General features: G+C 74.0%; 15 protein-coding genes. 3 read left to right on the forward strand and 12 right to left on the reverse strand.

What is annotated here, in order from left to right; genetic code table 11:
• Nucleotides 1–20 precede the first annotated feature (20 nt).
• From ACIQ8B_RS07895 to mshD, 6 genes are all read right to left on the reverse strand, one after another.
• On the reverse strand, nucleotides 21–1,226 hold the full coding sequence (locus tag ACIQ8B_RS07895) for a CHAD domain-containing protein (protein WP_403546076.1): 1,206 nt from the start codon (nucleotides 1,224–1,226) through the stop codon (nucleotides 21–23).
• A complete protein-coding gene (locus ACIQ8B_RS07900; RefSeq protein WP_403546078.1) occupies nucleotides 1,207–3,573 on the reverse strand; it encodes an RNA degradosome polyphosphate kinase in 2,367 nt (788 codons plus the stop codon). The genes ACIQ8B_RS07895 and ACIQ8B_RS07900 overlap by 20 nt, the downstream gene beginning before the upstream one ends.
• 134 nt (nucleotides 3,574–3,707) lie before the next feature.
• Complete coding sequence (locus ACIQ8B_RS07905; RefSeq protein WP_403546080.1) at nucleotides 3,708–4,715, reverse strand: ABC transporter permease; 1,008 nt, start codon at nucleotides 4,713–4,715, stop codon at nucleotides 3,708–3,710.
• Entirely contained in the window at nucleotides 4,712–5,599 is an 888-nt protein-coding gene (locus ACIQ8B_RS07910; RefSeq protein WP_403546082.1) for an ABC transporter ATP-binding protein, read from the reverse strand. Before ACIQ8B_RS07910 ends, ACIQ8B_RS07905 begins: the two co-directional genes overlap by 4 nt.
• Nucleotides 5,596–6,021, reverse strand: a complete 426-nt coding sequence (locus ACIQ8B_RS07915) for a GntR family transcriptional regulator (protein WP_290001760.1) — start codon at nucleotides 6,019–6,021, stop codon at nucleotides 5,596–5,598. Before ACIQ8B_RS07915 ends, ACIQ8B_RS07910 begins: the two co-directional genes overlap by 4 nt.
• A gap of 579 nt (nucleotides 6,022–6,600) precedes the next feature.
• Nucleotides 6,601–7,527, reverse strand: coding sequence for a mycothiol synthase (gene mshD / locus ACIQ8B_RS07920; protein WP_403546084.1), 927 nt, complete (start codon nucleotides 7,525–7,527; stop codon nucleotides 6,601–6,603).
• A 168-nt stretch (nucleotides 7,528–7,695) separates the two neighbouring features.
• Here mshD and ACIQ8B_RS07925 point away from each other — a divergent pair, with 168 nt between their 5' ends.
• Nucleotides 7,696–9,513: a bifunctional metallophosphatase/5'-nucleotidase gene (locus ACIQ8B_RS07925; RefSeq protein ID WP_403546086.1), complete on the forward strand. Its 1,818-nt coding sequence runs from the start codon at nucleotides 7,696–7,698 to the stop codon at nucleotides 9,511–9,513.
• A gap of 46 nt (nucleotides 9,514–9,559) precedes the next feature.
• On the opposite strand, the gene ACIQ8B_RS07930 is transcribed toward ACIQ8B_RS07925, so the two are convergent.
• From ACIQ8B_RS07930 to ACIQ8B_RS07955, 6 genes are all read right to left on the reverse strand, one after another.
• A complete protein-coding gene (locus ACIQ8B_RS07930; RefSeq protein ID WP_106413573.1) occupies nucleotides 9,560–9,745 on the reverse strand; it encodes a DUF1737 domain-containing protein in 186 nt (61 codons plus the stop codon).
• 13 nt (nucleotides 9,746–9,758) lie between these two features.
• A complete protein-coding gene (locus ACIQ8B_RS07935) occupies nucleotides 9,759–11,228 on the reverse strand; it encodes an ATP-binding protein (RefSeq protein ID WP_403546089.1) in 1,470 nt (489 codons plus the stop codon).
• Nucleotides 11,225–11,959 carry a response regulator transcription factor gene (locus ACIQ8B_RS07940; RefSeq protein WP_403546091.1) on the reverse strand — a complete coding sequence of 245 codons (735 nt, stop codon included), beginning with the start codon at nucleotides 11,957–11,959 and terminating at the stop codon, nucleotides 11,225–11,227. The genes ACIQ8B_RS07935 and ACIQ8B_RS07940 overlap by 4 nt, the downstream gene beginning before the upstream one ends.
• Nucleotides 11,960–12,058: 99 nt before the next feature.
• Nucleotides 12,059–13,063 (reverse strand): S1C family serine protease, encoded by a 1,005-nt coding sequence (locus ACIQ8B_RS07945; protein ID WP_403546093.1) that lies wholly within the window; start codon nucleotides 13,061–13,063, stop codon nucleotides 12,059–12,061.
• Between the two features lie 142 nt (nucleotides 13,064–13,205).
• On the reverse strand, nucleotides 13,206–14,228 hold the full coding sequence (locus tag ACIQ8B_RS07950) for a LacI family DNA-binding transcriptional regulator (protein WP_403546095.1): 1,023 nt from the start codon (nucleotides 14,226–14,228) through the stop codon (nucleotides 13,206–13,208).
• Between the two features lie 106 nt (nucleotides 14,229–14,334).
• Nucleotides 14,335–15,114 (reverse strand): winged-helix domain-containing protein, encoded by a 780-nt coding sequence (locus ACIQ8B_RS07955; protein WP_403546097.1) that lies wholly within the window; start codon nucleotides 15,112–15,114, stop codon nucleotides 14,335–14,337.
• A gap of 276 nt (nucleotides 15,115–15,390) precedes the next feature.
• On the opposite strand from ACIQ8B_RS07955, the gene ACIQ8B_RS07960 reads away from it, so the two are divergent.
• A complete protein-coding gene (locus ACIQ8B_RS07960; protein ID WP_290001744.1) occupies nucleotides 15,391–16,281 on the forward strand; it encodes an alpha/beta hydrolase in 891 nt (296 codons plus the stop codon).
• Nucleotides 16,282–16,321: 40 nt separating this feature from the next.
• Complete coding sequence (locus tag ACIQ8B_RS07965) at nucleotides 16,322–16,576, forward strand: MoaD/ThiS family protein (protein ID WP_106413580.1); 255 nt, start codon at nucleotides 16,322–16,324, stop codon at nucleotides 16,574–16,576.
• Nucleotide 16,577 lies beyond the last annotated feature (1 nt).

Genomic DNA, 16,577 nt, shown 5'->3' on the forward strand with positions numbered 1-16,577 from the left:
TCGGTTCCGTACGGCTACGGCTACGGCGCGCCGGCGGCCGGCTTCTGCCAGGCGCGCTGGAACGCGTACCGCGCCGCCTCCACCTCATGCCGCTGGTCGGCGTGGAGCACGCCCAGCGCGTACGCCGTGGCCGGGGCGATCCGCGGCGTGCGGGCCGCCTGCGCGGCGGCGGCCGCGGCCTCGGCGGCGTCACGGTGCCGGTCCAGCGCCTCGCCGGCGGCGCGCAGCCGGGGGTCGTCGCCCGCGGCCGGGTCCAGGGCCTCGCGGGCGTAGCGGTGCAGGCGGAGCAGGAGCCGCACCTGGTGCCAGGGGGTGTCCTGCGGGTGCGGGGCGGAGTCCGGGGACAGGCCGTGCGCCAGCGCCTCGGCGTTGTACGGGCTGCCCGCGGTGAGCAGGGGCAGTGCGGCGACGGCGTCCGCGAGCCGCTCCCGCGCCGCGTCCGCCAGCGGGCGCAGGTCGGCGCCCTCGGCCGCCGGCGTCAGCGGTACCTCGCTGGCCAGCACGGCCACCTGATCGGCCACGGCGTGGAACCGGGCCGACTCGAGCGCCCGCAACGCGGTCGAGTGCGCCCGCGTCCGCGCGAGCGTGAGCTGCCGGTCCAGCAGGGCCCCGGCCTTGGCGGCGCCTAAGGCGAGGGGGCCCCGGTCGGCGGCGGGGCGGGAGGAGCGGGGGCCGGCAGGAGGGGGAGTCTCCTCCGTGCGCCGGTCGGCGGCGCGGCGGCCGTCCGGGGCCGGGACGGTGGCGATCACGGTGCCGGTGGTGGCGCGGCGGGCCGCGGCGGGGCGGGGCACGCCGGGCGGGGCGCCGTCGGCGGGCGCGGGCGCGGGCGCGTCGGGGACGCGGGACGCGAGCCGGGTGCCGGGCGGGTGGTCCGGGGCCGCGGGGCCCGAGAGGCGGTGGAGGGCCTGGAGGAGACGGTCGAGGCGGTTCGCGCACGCGTCCTCCAGGGACAGGGTCCCCGAGACCCAGGCCAGTTCGGGGCCCAGGGCCTGGGACCAGACGGGGTCCAGGACCGGCTGGAAGGTGTACAGCCCGGCGCTGATGCGGCGGGCCGCGCGCCTCAGCGCGCGGGCCGCCTCGGCGGAGTCCTCCGACGCCGCGCCCGCACCGGACTCCCGGTGGAGGCGCAGCGCGCGGAGGAACTCGGTCGCTCTCTCCCGCAGATGACGGGCCAGGACGTCCGCCGGCACCGGACCGGCCGTCGGGTCATGGGGCTGCTGTGCCACGCCGGCGCCTCCGGGCGTCAATGAGCGTCTCCTGGATGTTCCGCAGCGGCTGGCCGTCCGCGTCCGTGGAGTGCCGGGTCCATTCGCCGTCCGGGCCGAGGTGCCAGGACGCCGTGGTGTCGGACATGCCGGTCTCCAGCAGCCGGTTGAGGACGGCCCGGTGGGCCGGGTCGGTGACCCGCACCAGTGCCTCGATCCGCCGGTCGAGGTTGCGGTGCATCATGTCGGCGCTGCCGAACCACACCTCGGGCTCGCCGCCGTTGCCGAAGGCGAACACGCGGGAGTGCTCGAGGAAGCGGCCGAGGACGGACCGTACCCGCACATTCTCCGACAGCCCCGGCACGCCCGGCCGGATCGCGCAGATGCCGCGCACCCAGATGTCGACCGGAACGCCCGCCTGGGACGCCCGGTAGCAGGCGTCGATGACGGCCTCGTCGACCATCGAGTTGACCTTGATGCGGACGTACGCGGGCCGCCCGGCACGGTGGTGCTGGGCCTCCTTGTCGATCCGTGAGACCAGACCGTCCCGCAGGGACTTGGGAGCGACCAGCAGCCGCCGGTAGGTCTCGCGCCGCGAGTAGCCGGAGAGGCGGTTGAACAGGTCGGAGAGGTCCGCCCCGACCTGCGGGTCCGCGGTGAGCAGCCCCAGGTCCTCGTACAGCCGGGCCGTCTTCGGGTGGTAGTTGCCGGTGCCGACGTGGCTGTAACGCCGTAGCGTCTCGCCCTCCTGGCGGACCACCAGCGACAGCTTGCAGTGGGTCTTCAGGCCGACCAGGCCGTAGACGACGTGGCAGCCGGCCTCCTCCAGCTTGCGCGCCCACTTGATGTTGGCGTGCTCGTCGAAGCGGGCCTTGATCTCGACCAGGACGAGGACCTGCTTGCCGGACTCGGCGGCGTCGATGAGGGCGTCCACTATCGGGGAGTCGCCGGAGGTCCGGTACAGGGTCTGCTTGATGGCCAGCACGTCCGGGTCGGCCGCCGCCTGCTCCAGGAACGCCTGCACCGACGTGGAGAACGAGTCGTACGGGTGGTGCAGCAGCACGTCCCGGCTGCGCAGGGCGGCGAAGACGTCCGGCGCGGACGCCGACTCCACCTCGGCCAGGTCGCGGTGGGTGCCGGCGACGAACTTCGGGTACTTCAGCTCCGGCCGGTCCAGGCTGTGGATGCGGAACAGGCCGGTCAGGTCGAGCGGGCCGGGCAGCGGGTACACCTCGGCCTCGGAGATCTTCAGCTCGCGCACGAGGAGGTCGAGGACCTCGCGGTCGACGGACTCCTCCACCTCCAGGCGCACCGGCGGCCCGAAGCGGCGCCGCATCAGCTCCTTCTCCAGAGCCTGAAGGAGGTTCTCGGTGTCGTCCTCCTCGACCTCCAGGTCCTCGTTGCGGGTGAGCCGGAAGGCGTGGTGCTCCAGCACCTCCATGCCCGGGAACAGCTCCTCCAGGTGGGCGGCGATGACGTCCTCGACGGGGACGTAGCGGCCCGGGGAGGGCTCCAGGAAGCGGGACAGCAGCGGCGGCACCTTCACCCGGGCGAAGTGCTTGTGCCCGGTGACCGGGTTGCGCACCACCACGGCCAGGTTCAGCGACAGGCCGGAGATGTACGGGAAGGGGTGCGCCGGGTCCACCGCGAGCGGGGTGAGCACGGGGAAGATCTGGTGCCGGAACAGGGTGAAGAGGCGGGCCTGCTCCTTCTCCGTGAGCTCGTTCCAGCGGACCAGGTGGATGCCCTCCTCCGCGAGGGCGGGGGCGACGTCCTCGTGGTAGCAGGCGGCGTGCCGGGCCATCAGCTCGCGGGAGCGGGCCCAGATCATCTCCAGCACCTCGCGCGGCTGGAGGCCGGAGGCGGAACGGGTGGCCACGCCGGTGGCTATGCGGCGCTTGAGTCCCGCCACCCGGACCATGAAGAACTCGTCCAGGTTGCTGGCGAAGATCGCGAGGAAGTTCGCCCGCTCCAGCAGCGGGGTCTCGGGATCCTCGGCCAGTTCGAGCACACGCTCGTTGAACGCCAGCCAACTGCGCTCGCGGTCGAGGAAACGGCCTCGCGGCAGCGGGGCGACGCCGTCCGTGTGCGCCTCCTCGTAGCCGTCCAGGTCGGCGTCGATGTCGGGTTCCAGGTCGGAGACCACTCCGGCCACGGTGTGCGGCCGGTGCGCGGCGATGGAGCCCACGGAGGGCTGCGAGTGCTGGACCTGTGCCTGGGTGTCGGGCTGGCTCATGACCCCATTCTTCCGCGCGGACGGTGTCACGGGCGCGTCGGAAAGCGCGGGTGGGAGCGGTGGTGGCCCTGAGGCGCTCCCGTGCCTCCCGTTCACCCTGCCGGGTGAGGGCTCTGGCGCGGCGGGATGCATGGGCCGAGCGTCGCAAGGCCGTCTGAACCCGTGGTTACGGCGACATGACGTCCGGGACAGCGGGTGGTGGCCCGCCGGGACACGGCGGAGGGGGCGTACCCGTGCGGGCACGCCCCCTCCGGTGGCCGGACGCGTCAGCCGCGCGCCGTCCCGGTGGTGCGCCGCACCACCCGGAAGGCCGCGTACGCCAGCAGGGCGGCGACGGTGAGCAGGACGCCGGTGGCGACCAGCTGGAGCGGCCAGTAGTGGGAGGCGGGGTGGAAGTCGCGGTAGAAGGCGGTCGCGCCCAGGTCGGCCAGGGTGTCACCGCAGTCGGAGAGCCGGCTGTTGAGGCACGGGGCCGCGGCCCGGCCCCCGCCGTCGGTCAGCACGCCCTCACGGACGTGCAGGCCGCTCCCCGCCGGCCCCTCGTGCAGGGCGCTGAGCCGGGTCACGGACGGCCACAGGTACGGCAGGGCCGCATGGACGCCCGCCCACAGCGCGCCGAGGGCGGCGACGGCGGTGACCAGGGCGGACAGGGTGCGGCGCAGGACCAGCCCGGCCAAGACGCCCGCCGCGAGACCGGCCAGCGCCAGGCCCACGGGGACGGTGCCGCCCGCGTGGAAGGTGGCGGAGACGTGCCAGGACTTGGTGTTGTCGACGCGGCCGTCGGCCGCCGTCCACGCCCAGCGGTGCAGCGCCGCCGGCAGACCGGCCGCGGCGACGGCGAGCAGGGCGGGGAGGGCCAGCCGGGAGGCCAGCCAACGGGCCGGGGAGACGCCCTGGGTCCAGGCCAGGCGGACCGTGCCGGACTCCGTCTCACGGCCGACGAGCGCGCCGCCCGCCCAGGCGGCGACCAGGAACGGCACGGCGAGCACGGCGACCGTCGTCCAGGTGTAGACGGCCTTGAAGCGGACGATCGCGTCCTGGTCGTAACGGCAGGCCGATCCCCACTCGCAGGCTTTGTACGTCTGCCAGGCCGCCGCCGAGGAGTCGGTGAGGGGCCCGCCGAGCCACAGCAGTGCCGCCGCGGTCAGCAGGACCAGCACGCCGCCGCCGATCAGGGCCGGGCGGTGCAGCCGGACCAGCCAGCGCCACTGGCGGGGGGCGCGGGCGGTGTGGCCGGTGGCGGGGGCGGCCGGGGTGGTCAGGGCGGCGGTCATACGGCGGCCTCCGTGGACTCGGGCGCGGGAACCAGGGCCGGGGCCGTGGGGTTGCGCAGGTAGGACAGGACGAGTTCCTCCAGGGACGGCGTGCCGGTGCGCCAGTCGCCGGGCAGCGGGCCGGCCGGGCGGATCAGCGCGCTGAGCTGGCGGCCGGTGGTGCGGGACTCGACGACCTCGTGCGGCGCGAGGTCCGCCGCGGCGGGGACGGCCACCCGGCTGTGGGCGGCCAGCAGGTCGTCGATCGGGCCGGAGAGCCGGATCCGGCCGCCGCCGACCAGCAGCAGGTGGTCGCAGGAGTCCTCCAGCTCGGCGACCACGTGCGAGGACATCACGATGGTGGTGCCGTGGGCGGCCGCCTCCCCCATCAGGACGCCCGTCAGCTCGTGCCGGGCCAGCGGATCGAGGTCGGCCATCGGTTCGTCCATGAGCAGCAGCTCGGGCCGCTTGCCGAGGGCGAGCGCGAGCGCGACACGGGTGCGCTGGCCGCCGGAGAGCGCGCGGATCCGCCGGTCCGGGTCCAGGTCGCCGCCGGCCACGACCCGCAGCGCGGTGCCGGCGTCCCAGTGGCCGGGGTTGAGGTCGGCGCCCATGCGCAGCGTCTCGGCGACCGTGAGCTGCGAGTACAGCGGCTTGCCCTGGTCGACGAAGCCCACCCGGGGACGGGCTTCGGCCGGGGCGGCGCCGAGCACGCGGACCGTGCCCTCGGTGGGGGCGAGCAGTCCCGCGGCGAGCGCGAGCAGGGTGGACTTGCCCGCGCCGTTGGGGCCGACGACGGCGCACACACGTCCGGCGGGCAGCCGGAAGGAACAGTCGCGCAGCGCCCAGGCGCGCCGGCCGAAGCGTTTGCCGAGCGCGTCCGCCTCGAGGGCCGGGACGGTCATGAGGGGTCTCCCTGTGGGGTGTGCGCAGGCGCGGGGCGCGCGTCCTGCTCCGGATAGTGCGTCTCGAGTACGGCGGTGAACAGCGCGGCGACGTCCTCCCGCTCCAGACCGGACTCCCGGGCCCGGGCGGCCCAGTCCTCCAGCTCGGCGCGCAGCGGGGAGTCGGCGGGGGCGGCGCCGAGGGAGCGGCGCACGAAGGTGCCGAGGCCGCGCCGGGCCTCGACCAGTCCCTCGCGCTCCAGTTCCCGGTACGCCTTCAGCACGGTGTTCGGGTTGACGGCGGTGGCCTCCACGACCTCGCGGGCCGTGGGCAGCCTGTCGCCCGGGGCCAGCAGTCCCAGGCGGAGCGCCTGCTTGGTCTGCTGCACGATCTGGACGTAGGTGGCCACGCCGCTGCGCCGGTCGATGCGGTAGTCGACCACTCGACAACCACCCTTTCACTAATTGAGTAGTGAAAGGGTGATGCAAGGGGGTGCGAAAGTCAACCGCCGATCCGTGAACCGGTCGGCGGGGCCCGTGCGACGAGGGGACGTGAGCGGGAGGAGGAGCGACGGCGCGCCGCTGCGCACCGTCGCGCCGACGGCGGCCGGCGCGCCTTCGGGGAGCGGTACCGGCGGTACGCGCCGGCCGGTCGACGCCCTGCGCGGGGCCGGGGCACGAGGGCGGCTGCGCCACCGCGGCGAGGCGCCGGCGGAGGAGCGCGTGCCTCGCGGCCGGCCGGGGACGTCACGGTGGGGGCGGCGGCCGTCCTCGCCCCGGCCGGGGCGGCCCCCGCGGTGCGCCGCCGGGGCCGCCCCGGCCGGGTCAGGCGGCCGCCGGGTCCCTGCTCGTGGCGGCGGTGCTCGCGCCGCTGCTGAGCCCCGCGGACCGGGCGCTGTTCACCGCGCCGGGCGACCCGTGCCGGGCGGACGCCCACGACCGCGGGGCGCTGCTGTGCGCCGCGCTGCTCGCGGTCGCGGTGCGCCGCGCCGAACCGGTCCGGCGGCGCGCGCTCCGTCCGCTCAGGTCTCCGTCCGGTACATCAGGTCCGTCTCGTGGGTGACGAAGCCCAGCCGCTCGTAGACGGACACCGCCGCCTTGTTGTCGGCGTCGACGTACAGCATCGCGGTGGGCAGACCCCGGTCGGCGAGGTGGCGCAGCCCGATCGTCGTCAGGGACTTGCCGAGTCCGCCGCCCTGGGCGCCGGGGGCGACGCCGAGGACGTACACCTCGCCGAGGCCCTCGTCGGCGTGCACCTTGGTCCAGTGGAAGCCGATCAGCCGTCCGTCGCGCTCGGCGAGGAAGAAGCCCTCGGGGTCGAACCACGGCTCGGCCTTGCGGTCGTCGAGGTCCCGCTGGGTGAGGGAGCCCTGCTCGGGGTGGTGGGCGAACGCGGCGGCGTTCAGCGCGAGCCAGGCCGCGTCGTCCCGGCCGGGCTCGAAGGTGCGCACGGTCACGCCCTCCGGCAGCACCGGGTCGGGCAGGTCGAGGCCCGCCAACGGCCGCCGCATCTGCCGTAGTTCGCGGAACAGCGTCAGACCGAGCACCTGCGCCAGGTGCCGGGCGGCGGAGCGCCCGCCGTGCGCCCACACCCGCAGCCGCTTGCCCGACGCGGCGAGCAGCGCCGTGCCGAGCGCCCGCCCGTGCCCCTGCCCGCGGTACGAGGGGCGCACCACCAGCTCAGCGGCCGGCGGCTCCACCGGGTCGGTGTCCTGCAACTGGGCGTACCCGGCGAGCTCTTCGCCGACGGTCAGCAGCAGGTGCGAGACGCCCTCCCGCTCGCCGCCGCGCAGTTGCAGCCGGCCCTGCTCGGACACGGCCTGCCGGCCGTCGTCGCGCGCCGCCTCGTCGAGCAGGGCGAGGACCGCGTCGGCCTGCGCCTGGTCGAGCGCGGTGCACGTCTGGAGCGAACGGGGGCGGCCGGGCCGGGAGAACGCGTCGCTGGTCATGCGTACGAGGGTAAAGGGACGGCGCGGCGAGGGGGCGGCAGCGTGCCGCACGGGCGACGGCGGCGGTCGCGGCGAAAGATAAACCAGGCTGTGACCCGGAAGCCCTGTCGCGCTACGCGCGTTGACCCTAGGCTGCGCCGGTACCCACTCGCACCGACAGGGGGGCGTATGCCAGCCACATCCCCGGCGCACCCGCGCCGCAGACGCCGTACGAACCGTCTCCTCGTGACCGCCGCCGGCGTCCTCACCGTCGGCGCCCTGGCCGCCGCGGCCCTGCCCGGGGCGGCGAGCGCGGGCGAGCAGCACGGCAAGGGCGAGGGCCACCGGCCGAGCCGCTACCAGGACGTGCAGCTGCTGTCCTTCAACGACCTGCACGGCAACCTGGAGCCGCCCGCCGGTTCCTCCGGCCGGGTCACCGAACTCCAGCCGGACGGCACGACGAGGACGATCGACGCGGGCGGCGCGGAGTACCTGGCGACGCATCTGCGCCAGGCCCGCAAGGGCAACCCGTACTCCATCACCGCGGCCGGCGGCGACATGGTCGGCGCGTCCCCGCTGATCTCGGGCCTGTTCCACGACGAGCCCACCATCGAGGCGCTGAACAAGCTCGAACTGGACGTCACCTCGGTCGGCAACCACGAGTTCGACGAGGGCGCGAAGGAGCTGTCCCGCCTGCAGAACGGCGGCTGCCACCCGACGGACGGCTGCTACACGGACAAGAAGTTCAAGGGCGCCGACTTCCCGTACCTGGCGGCCAACGTCCTCGACGAGAGGACGAGGAAGCCGCTCCTCAAGCCGTACTGGGTGTGGAAGAAGAAGGACGTCAAGGTCGGCTTCATCGGCGTGACCCTGGAGGGCACCCCGGACATCGTGTCCGCCGAGGGCGTCAAGGGCCTCGCCTTCAAGGACGAGGTCGAGACGATCGACAAGTACGCCGAGGAGCTGCGCCGCAAGGGCGTGAAGTCCATCGTGGCGCTGATCCACGAGGGCGGCTTCCCGGCCTCGCAGAGCTACAACTACGACTGCGACGCCCCCGGCGCCGGCGACGGCATCTCCGGCCCGATCGCGGACATCGCGAAGAACGTCTCGCCCGAGGTGGACGCGCTGGTCACCGGCCACACCCACAACGCGTACGTCTGCACCGTCCCCGACCCGGCGGGCAAGCCCCGCATGGTCACCTCCGCCGCGTCCTTCGGCCGGCTCTACACCGACACCACGCTGACGTACGACCGCCGGACCGGCGACATCGCCCGTACGGCCGTGAAGTCCGCGAACCACGTGGTGACCCGGGACGTCCCCAAGGCGCCCGACATGACCCGCCTGATCGACAAGTGGAACACCCTCGCCGCCCCGATCGGCAACCGCCCGATCGGCTACATCTCCGGCGACATCGTCAAGGACGGCACCGAGTCCCCGCTGGGCGACCTGATCGCCGACGCGCAGCTGGAGTACGCCCGCACGCTGGACCCGGAGACCGACCTCGCCCTGATGAACCCGGGCGGCATCCGCGCCCCGCTCACCTACGCGGCGAGCGGCGGTGAGGGCGACGGCGTGGTGACCTTCGCGGAGGCCTTCACGGTCCAGCCGTTCGCCAACACGGTCAACCTGCGGACCTTCACCGGCGAGCAGCTGATCCAGGCCCTCAAGGAGCAGGTCAGCGGCCCGAACGAGGCCGCGCCGAAGATCCTCCAGGTGTCCGACGGTCTCACCTACACGCTGGACCTGACGAGGACCGGCGCCGACCGGGTCGTCACGGACTCGATCCGGCTGAACGGCGAGCCGGTCGACCCGTCGGCCGACTACCGCGTCGCGACGAACAGCTTCCTCGCGGGCGGCGGCGACGGCTTCCCCACCCTGGGCGAAGGCACGGACGACCTGGTCGGCGAGGACGACCTGACGGCCCTGGAGCAGTACCTCACGGCCAACTCCTCGGCCGGCTCCCCGCTGGCCCCGCCGGCGGCGGACCGCATCACGATCGTGCAGTGACCCGTTCACGGAAAGGGCCGGTGCCGTGCACCGGCCCTTTCCGTTCTCAGCCCTCCACGTCCCACACGACCGCCTGCGCGACGATGACCCGCTCCCCGTCGAAGGTCACGGCGGGCCCCTCGTGCAGCCGGTACCCCAGCTCGAGCGCCTCGCTGACCCGCCGGCAGAACGCGGCGTCGTCGGGGCCGGTCAGGACGCGGTAGACGGGCAGCCCGTCCGGTGGGTTCGCCATGCGCCCCAGGGTGTCACGGGCCGCCGGGCACCTCGGGCGGCGGGGTCGGGGCGCCCGGGAGGCGGATGGTGGCGGTGGTGCCGCCGCCCTCCGCCGGGGTGAGGGCGACCGTGCCGCCCGCCTGCTGCACCGTGCGCGCCACGATGGACAGGCCGAGGCCCGAGCCGGGCAGGGCGCGGGCGCCGGGGGAGCGCCAGAAGCGGTCGAAGACGTACGGGAGTTCGTCGGCCGCGATGCCCGGACCGTGGTCCCGGACGGTGAGGACCCCGTCGGCGAGCCGCACCTCGATCGTGCCGCCCGGCGGGCTGAACTTCACCGCGTTGTCCAGCACGTTGACCACCGCCCGTTCCAGCGCCGCCGGTTCGGCCCGCACGTACCAGGGGCTCAGGCCGGCCGTGATGGTCAGCTCCGGGCCGCGCAGCCGGGCCCGGCGCAGGGCCGCCTCCACCACGTCCTGCCAGGCGACGATCTCCGCACGGCCCGCCTGGTGGCCCGGGTCCGGGCGGGACAGCTCCTGGAGGTCGCCGATGAGCGCGGCCAGCTCCGTCATCTGCGCCTTCACCGAGTCCAGCAGCGCCTTGCGGTCGGCGGGCGGCAGGGGCCGCCCGGTGTCCTCGCTGCGGGTCAGCAGTTCGATGTTGGTGCGCAGCGAGGTGAGCGGGGTGCGCAGTTCGTGCCCGGCGTCCGCGATGAGCTGCTGCTGCAGGTCGCGGGAGCTGGCGAGGGCGGACGTCATGGAGTTGAAGGAGCGCGACAGGCGGGCGATCTCGTCCTCCGACTCGTCCTCCACGGGGATGCGGACGCCCAGGTCCTCGGTGCGGGCGACGTGTTCGACGGCCTCGGTGAGCTTGTCGACCGGGCGCAGTCCGGCGCGGGCCACGGCGAGACCCGCGGCGGCCGAGCCGAGCACCCCGACACCGGAGACCAGCAGCAGGATCAGCGCCAGGTCGTTGAGCGTGGAACGGGTGCCCTTCAGCGGGACCGCCACGATGACGGCCGCGTGGGTGCTGGTCAGCGTGGCGGGGTCGTTGATGACCAGCGGCAGGGTCAGCACGCGGACGTCGCCGCCGTCCTGGTCGGCGCCGTCGCGGAAGATGCCCCGCGAGCCGCTGCCCGCGTTCTCGATCACCCTGCGGTCCGACGCGGTGACCTTCACGCTCCCCACCGAGCTGGGGAACAGGCAGACCGTGCCGTCCTCCTTGACCACCTGCGAGTACGTGTACTGGAAACCGCCCGCGCCGCTGTCGCGGGGCGTCTGCGTGCAGTCGGTGAGGGCGCTGCGGATCTCGTCCACCCGCTGCGGGCCCTGCAGCACGGTCGCCTTCTTCAGATCCTCGTCGACCTGCTCGTACAGCTTGCCCTGCACGATGAACCAGCAGGTCACCGACACCGCGGCCACCGCGAACGCCACGGCCGCGGCGACCAGCAGCGACAGCCGCGCCCGGATCGGCAGGGCACGGAAACGGCGTACCGGTCCGGTCACTCCGCGCCGCCCTGCCGCAGCACGTACCCCACCCCCCGCACCGTGTGCACCAGGCGCGGCTCGCCGCCCGCCTCGGTCTTGCGGCGCAGGTACATGACGTACACGTCCAGCGAGTTGGACGACGGCTCGAAGTCGAAGCCCCAGACCGCCTTGAGGATCTGCTCACGGGTGAGCACCTGGCGCGGGTGCGCCATGAACATCTCCAGCAGGGTGAACTCCGTGCGGGTCAGCTCCACCGGGCGTCCGGCGCGGGTCACCTCCCGCGTGGCCAGGTTCATGGTCAGGCCGGCGAAGGTGAGGACGTCGTCGGTCCCGGCGGAGGCGGCCACCGCCGCCGCGTACGAGCTGCGCCGCAGCAGGGCGCGGATCCGGGCGAACAGCTCGTCCAGCTCGAACGGCTTCACCAGGTAGTCGTCCGCCCCCGCGTCCAGACCGGTCACCCGGTCGCCGACGGTGTCCCGGGCCGTCAGCATCAGGATCGGCGTGGTGTCGCCGGTGGCGCGGATGCGGCGGGCGGCGGTCAGACCGTCCATCCGGGGCATCTGGATGTCGAGGACGAGGAGGTCGGGGCGGTGGGCCGCCGTCTTCTCCAGGGCGTCCACGCCGTCGACGGCCTCCTCGGTGTCGTATCCCTCGAAGGCCAGGCTGCGCCGGAGTGCTTCGCGCACCGCCGGCTCGTCGTCGACGATCAGGATGCGCTGCGGGGCACGGTCGCCGTCTGCGGGGCTCATCGGGTGGCGGGTCCTTCGTCTGCGCGCCGCGCGGCGGGCGCGGCGGGGGAGGGGAGGGGCTGTCGGATCCTCAGCGTCGCACGTTTCCCGTCCGGTGCGTCAGTTCGTCGCACCGGCCCGCAGGTCCGGCAGGTCCGCCTTGAGCGTGTTCACCGGGATGGCGAAGCCCAGCCCCACGCTGCCCGCGGCGGAGGACTCGGCGCCGCTCGGCGCGTACATCGCGGAGTTGATGCCGATGACGGCGCCGTTCATGTCGATCAGCGCGCCGCCGGAGTTGCCCGGGTTCAGCGAGGCGTCGGTCTGGATGGCCTGGTACGTGGTCGTGGAGTCGCCGGTGTCGCCGTTGAACTGCCGGCCGCCGTACTCGAACGGCCACCCGCCGTCGCGCTGCCCCTGGCTCTCGTCCGTGGACACCGTGACGTCACGGTCGAGGGCGGAGACGATGCCGCTGGTCACCGTGCCGGTCAGGCCCTCGGGGGAGCCGATCGCGACGACCTGGTCGCCGACCCGCACGCCGTCGGAGTCGCCGAGCGTGGCGGCCTTCAGGCCGGAGGCGTCCTCCAGCTCGATCAGCGCCAGGTCCTTGCTGCTGTCGGTGCCGACGATCCGTGCGTCGTAGGTCCTGCCGTCGTCGGTGCGCACCTGGATCCGGGAGGCGCCGGCCACCACGTGGTGGTTGGTGACGACCTCGCCGTCCTCGGTGACGATCACACCGGACCCGGTGGCCGAACCGGACGACGAGGCGGCCGTGATCTCCACGATGCTCGGGCCGACCGCCTCGGCGACCCCGGCCACCGTCCCCTCGAGGGACGCCGGCACCACGTCGGTCCCGGCGGCGGAGGACGCGCTGACGCCGGTGGTGGAGCCGCCGGCCAGCTCCTGCACTCCGTAGGCGGTGGTACCGCCGATCGCGGCGGCGACGATCGCCACGGCGACCAGCAGCTTGGCCGGGCCCCGGTTCCGCCGGTGCGCCGGGGCCGCGGCGGCGGGGCCGTCCGCGGGCCGCGGGGCCGGGGGCGCGTAGGCCGACGGGGGCGGCCACTCGGGGTTCACCTGGGACGGGCCGTACTCGGGGGCGCCGCTCGGGCGGGAGTTCTCGCTCATGCTCCTGAGCGTCCCGCCCGTCGATGAGAGCTGCCTGAGTCCTCGCTGAGAAGTCCGGCAGAAGTGCGTATGCCCGGTATGAGACCCGGCGCGGCCGCAGATCCGGTGCGACGGGTCCCGGCCGGCCCCCGGACCCCGGGGGCTAGGAACAGCCGCAGGACTGGCGGACCACCAGGCGGGACGGGAAGATCTTGAAACGTTCCCGGCGCGAGCCCGCCACCCGCAGGCCGTCGTCGAGCACCAGGTCCACCGCCGCACGGGCCATCGCCGGACGGTCGGAGGCGACCGTGGTCAGCGGCGGGTCGGCGAGCGCCGCCTCCTTGATGTCGTCGAACCCGGCGACCGCCAGCTCGCCCGGCACGTCGATGCGCAGCTCCCGGGCGGCGCGCAGCACACCGATGGCCTGGTCGTCCGTGGAGCAGAAGATCGCGGGCGGCCGCCGCGGCCCCGACAGGATGTCCAGGGCGACCCGGTAGGCGTCGTAGCGGTTGTACGGGGCCTCGAAGAGCCGGCCCTCGGTGGCGGTGCCGGCCTCCTCCATCGCGCGCCGCCAGCCCTCGACGTGGTCGGAGACCGGGTCGCCGACGGCGGGGGTCTCCGCGGTGCCGCCGACGCAGGCGACGTACTCGTAGCCGTGCTCCAGCAGGTGGCGCACGGCGAGCTGGGCGCCGCCGATGTCGTCGGTGACGACGGCGACGTCGTCGAACGCCTCCGGCCGCTCGTGCAGCAGCACCACCCGGGCGTCCCACGCCTCGATCTCCGCGGCGGCCAGGTCGTTCAGCGCGTGGCTGACCAGGATCAGCCCCGAGACCCGCATGCCGAGGAAGGCGCGCAGATAGTGGACCTCGCGCTCGCCGATGTAGTCGGAGTTGCCGACCAGCACCATCTTCCCGCGCTCGGACGCGGCCTGTTCGACCGCGTGCGCCATCTCCCCGAAGAACGGCTGGCGGGCGTCCGGCACGATCAGGCCTATGAGGTCCGTGCGCCGGGACGCCATCGCCTGGGCGACGCGGTCGGGCCGGTACCCCAGTTCCTTGATCGCTGCGAGCACCCGCTCGCGCGTGGCCGGGGCGACCGGCCGGGGTCCGTTGTTGATGACATAGCTGACGACGGCGGTGGACGTCCCCGCCAGTCGCGCCACGTCATCCCTGGTTACCTTGGCCACGCGCGGAGTCTACGCGGATATATTCCCTCCGGGCAGGGCGTGCCGGAGGTGGTGAACCGGGGGGAACGGCTCGTGTGCGCGCACGCGACGCTCAGGCGTGCGGCCGTCAGGCCTTCGCCCGGAGGGCGTCGGCGTCCCGTGTGGCCGTCTCGTCCGCTTCCGCCGTTTTTTGCCGGGCGCCCTTCGCCCTGGCCTCCTCGGACGCGCGCTCCCCCCGCTCCGGCGTAACGAATCGGTAACCGACGTTCCGCACGGTGCCGATCAGCGACTCGTGCTCCGGGCCGAGCTTGGCGCGCAGACGCCGCACGTGCACATCGACCGTACGGGTGCCGCCGAAGTAGTCGTAGCCCCAGACCTCCTGGAGCAGCTGGGCGCGGGTGAAGACCCGGCCGGGGTGCTGCGCGAGGTACTTGAGCAGCTCGAACTCCTTGAAGGTCAGGTCCAGGACCCGGCCCTTGAGCTTCGCGGAGTAGGTCGCCTCGTCCACGGAGAGGTCGCCGTTGCGGATCTCCATCGGCGAGTCGTCGTCGACGATCTGCCGGCGGCCCGTCGCCAGGCGCAGCCGTGCCTCGACCTCCGCGGGGCCGGCGGTGTCCAGCAGCACGTCGTCGATGCCCCAGTCCGCGGTGACCGCGGCCAGGCCCCCCTCGGTCACCACCAGCAGCAGCGGGCAGCCGGGGCCCGTGGAGCGCAGCAGCTGGCACAGGCTGCGGACCTGGGGAAGATCGCGGCGGCCGTCGACGAGGATCACGTCGGCGCCGGGGGTGTCCACCAGCGCCGGGCCCTCCGCGGGCGCCACCCGGACGTTGTGCAGGAGCAGACCGAGGGCGGGGAGCACCTCCGTCGACGGCTGGAGCGCGTTGGTCAGGAGCAGCAGGGAACTCATCGGGTCGTCTCACCTGCTCGGATCGTGGTTTCCCGGAACGCGGCCGTCCTGCGTTCGTGCACGGTTCGCTCGCCCATAACGTCTGGTTCCTCCTGGGTCCCTGCGATGGGGCACCTCCCGCGCCATGGAGGCAGCGGGGGAGTTCACGGCCTTGCCGCGTGCGTTCGACGGCCCGTACACCGGGCGGTTTCCCGCCTTCGTATACAACGCTTCCGAAAGCACAAAAGGACCCGGGGGCTTCACTGCCCGAGTCCTCTTCGCAGCAGAATAGCTGACATGGGCACCGATGCGGCAGGTCATGTGGCGCGATCCACCACGGGTCCACATCCCGGGACGCGGAGTGTCACGCAGGGTGGTGCGTCGATGCGGACGTTCTTGCGCACGGCGGACGGCGTGGCGATCGATTCCGTATACGAACGGGGAGAGGGCGGTTCACCGAACGGTTCCGGAAAAGGTTCCGGGAACGGTGACGGGAAGGGGGTCCGGGATGATTCCCCGGGGCTCGCTCTCGTGGTCGCGCACGGGTTCACCGGGGACGCGGACCGGCCCCACGTGCGGCGCGTCGCACGGGTCCTCGCGCGGTACGGCGCCGTCGTCACGTTCTCCTTCCGGGGGCACGGGCGGTCCGGCGGACACTCCACCGTGGGCGACCGTGAGGTGCTCGACCTCGCCGCGGCGGTCGGGTGGGCGCGGGAGCTGGGGCACACACGGGTGGTGACCGTGGGGTTCTCCATGGGCGGCTCGGTGGTGCTGCGGCACGCCGCGCTGGAGGCCGGCGGGGTGGACGCCGTCGTCTCGGTGAGCGCGCCGGCGCGCTGGTTCTACCGGGGGACCCCGCCCATGCGGCGGCTGCACTGGCTGGTGACGCGGCCCTCCGGGCGGCTGGTCGGGCGGTACGGGCTGCGCACCCGCATCCACCACCGGCAGTGGGACCCCGTGCCGCTGTCCCCCGTCGAGGCCGTCCCCCGGATCGCGCCGACGCCGCTGCTGGTCGTGCACGGGGACCGGGACGCCTACTTCCCGCTCGACCATCCCCGGATGCTGGCGGATGCCGCCGGGGAGCACGGGGAGCTGTGGGTCGAGCACGGCATGGGGCACGCGGAGAACGCGGCGCCCGAGCCGCTGCTGGGGCGCATCGGGGACTGGGCGGCCGCCCGGGCGGGCTAGCCTGACCGTGTTCACCGTCAACCGATCGAGGAACCAGCAGATGGCAAAGGTCACGGTGCGGTACTGGGCCGCCGCCAAGGCCGCGGCGGGGGTGGCCGAGGAGCCGTACGAGGCGGGCACGCTCGCCGACGCGCTCGCCGCCGTGCGCGAACGGCATCCCGGCGAGCTCACTCGCGTGCTGCTGAGGTGCTCGTTCCTCGTCGACGGTGATCCCGTGGGAAAGCGCGCGCATGAGACGGTACGGCTGGCCGACGGCGGCACGGTCGAGGTGCTTCCGCCGTTCGCAGGAGGGTGAG

It is taken from the genome of Streptomyces sp. NPDC096105 (assembly GCF_044763335.1).
Taxonomy (GTDB): Bacteria; Actinomycetota; Actinomycetes; order Streptomycetales; family Streptomycetaceae; genus Streptomyces.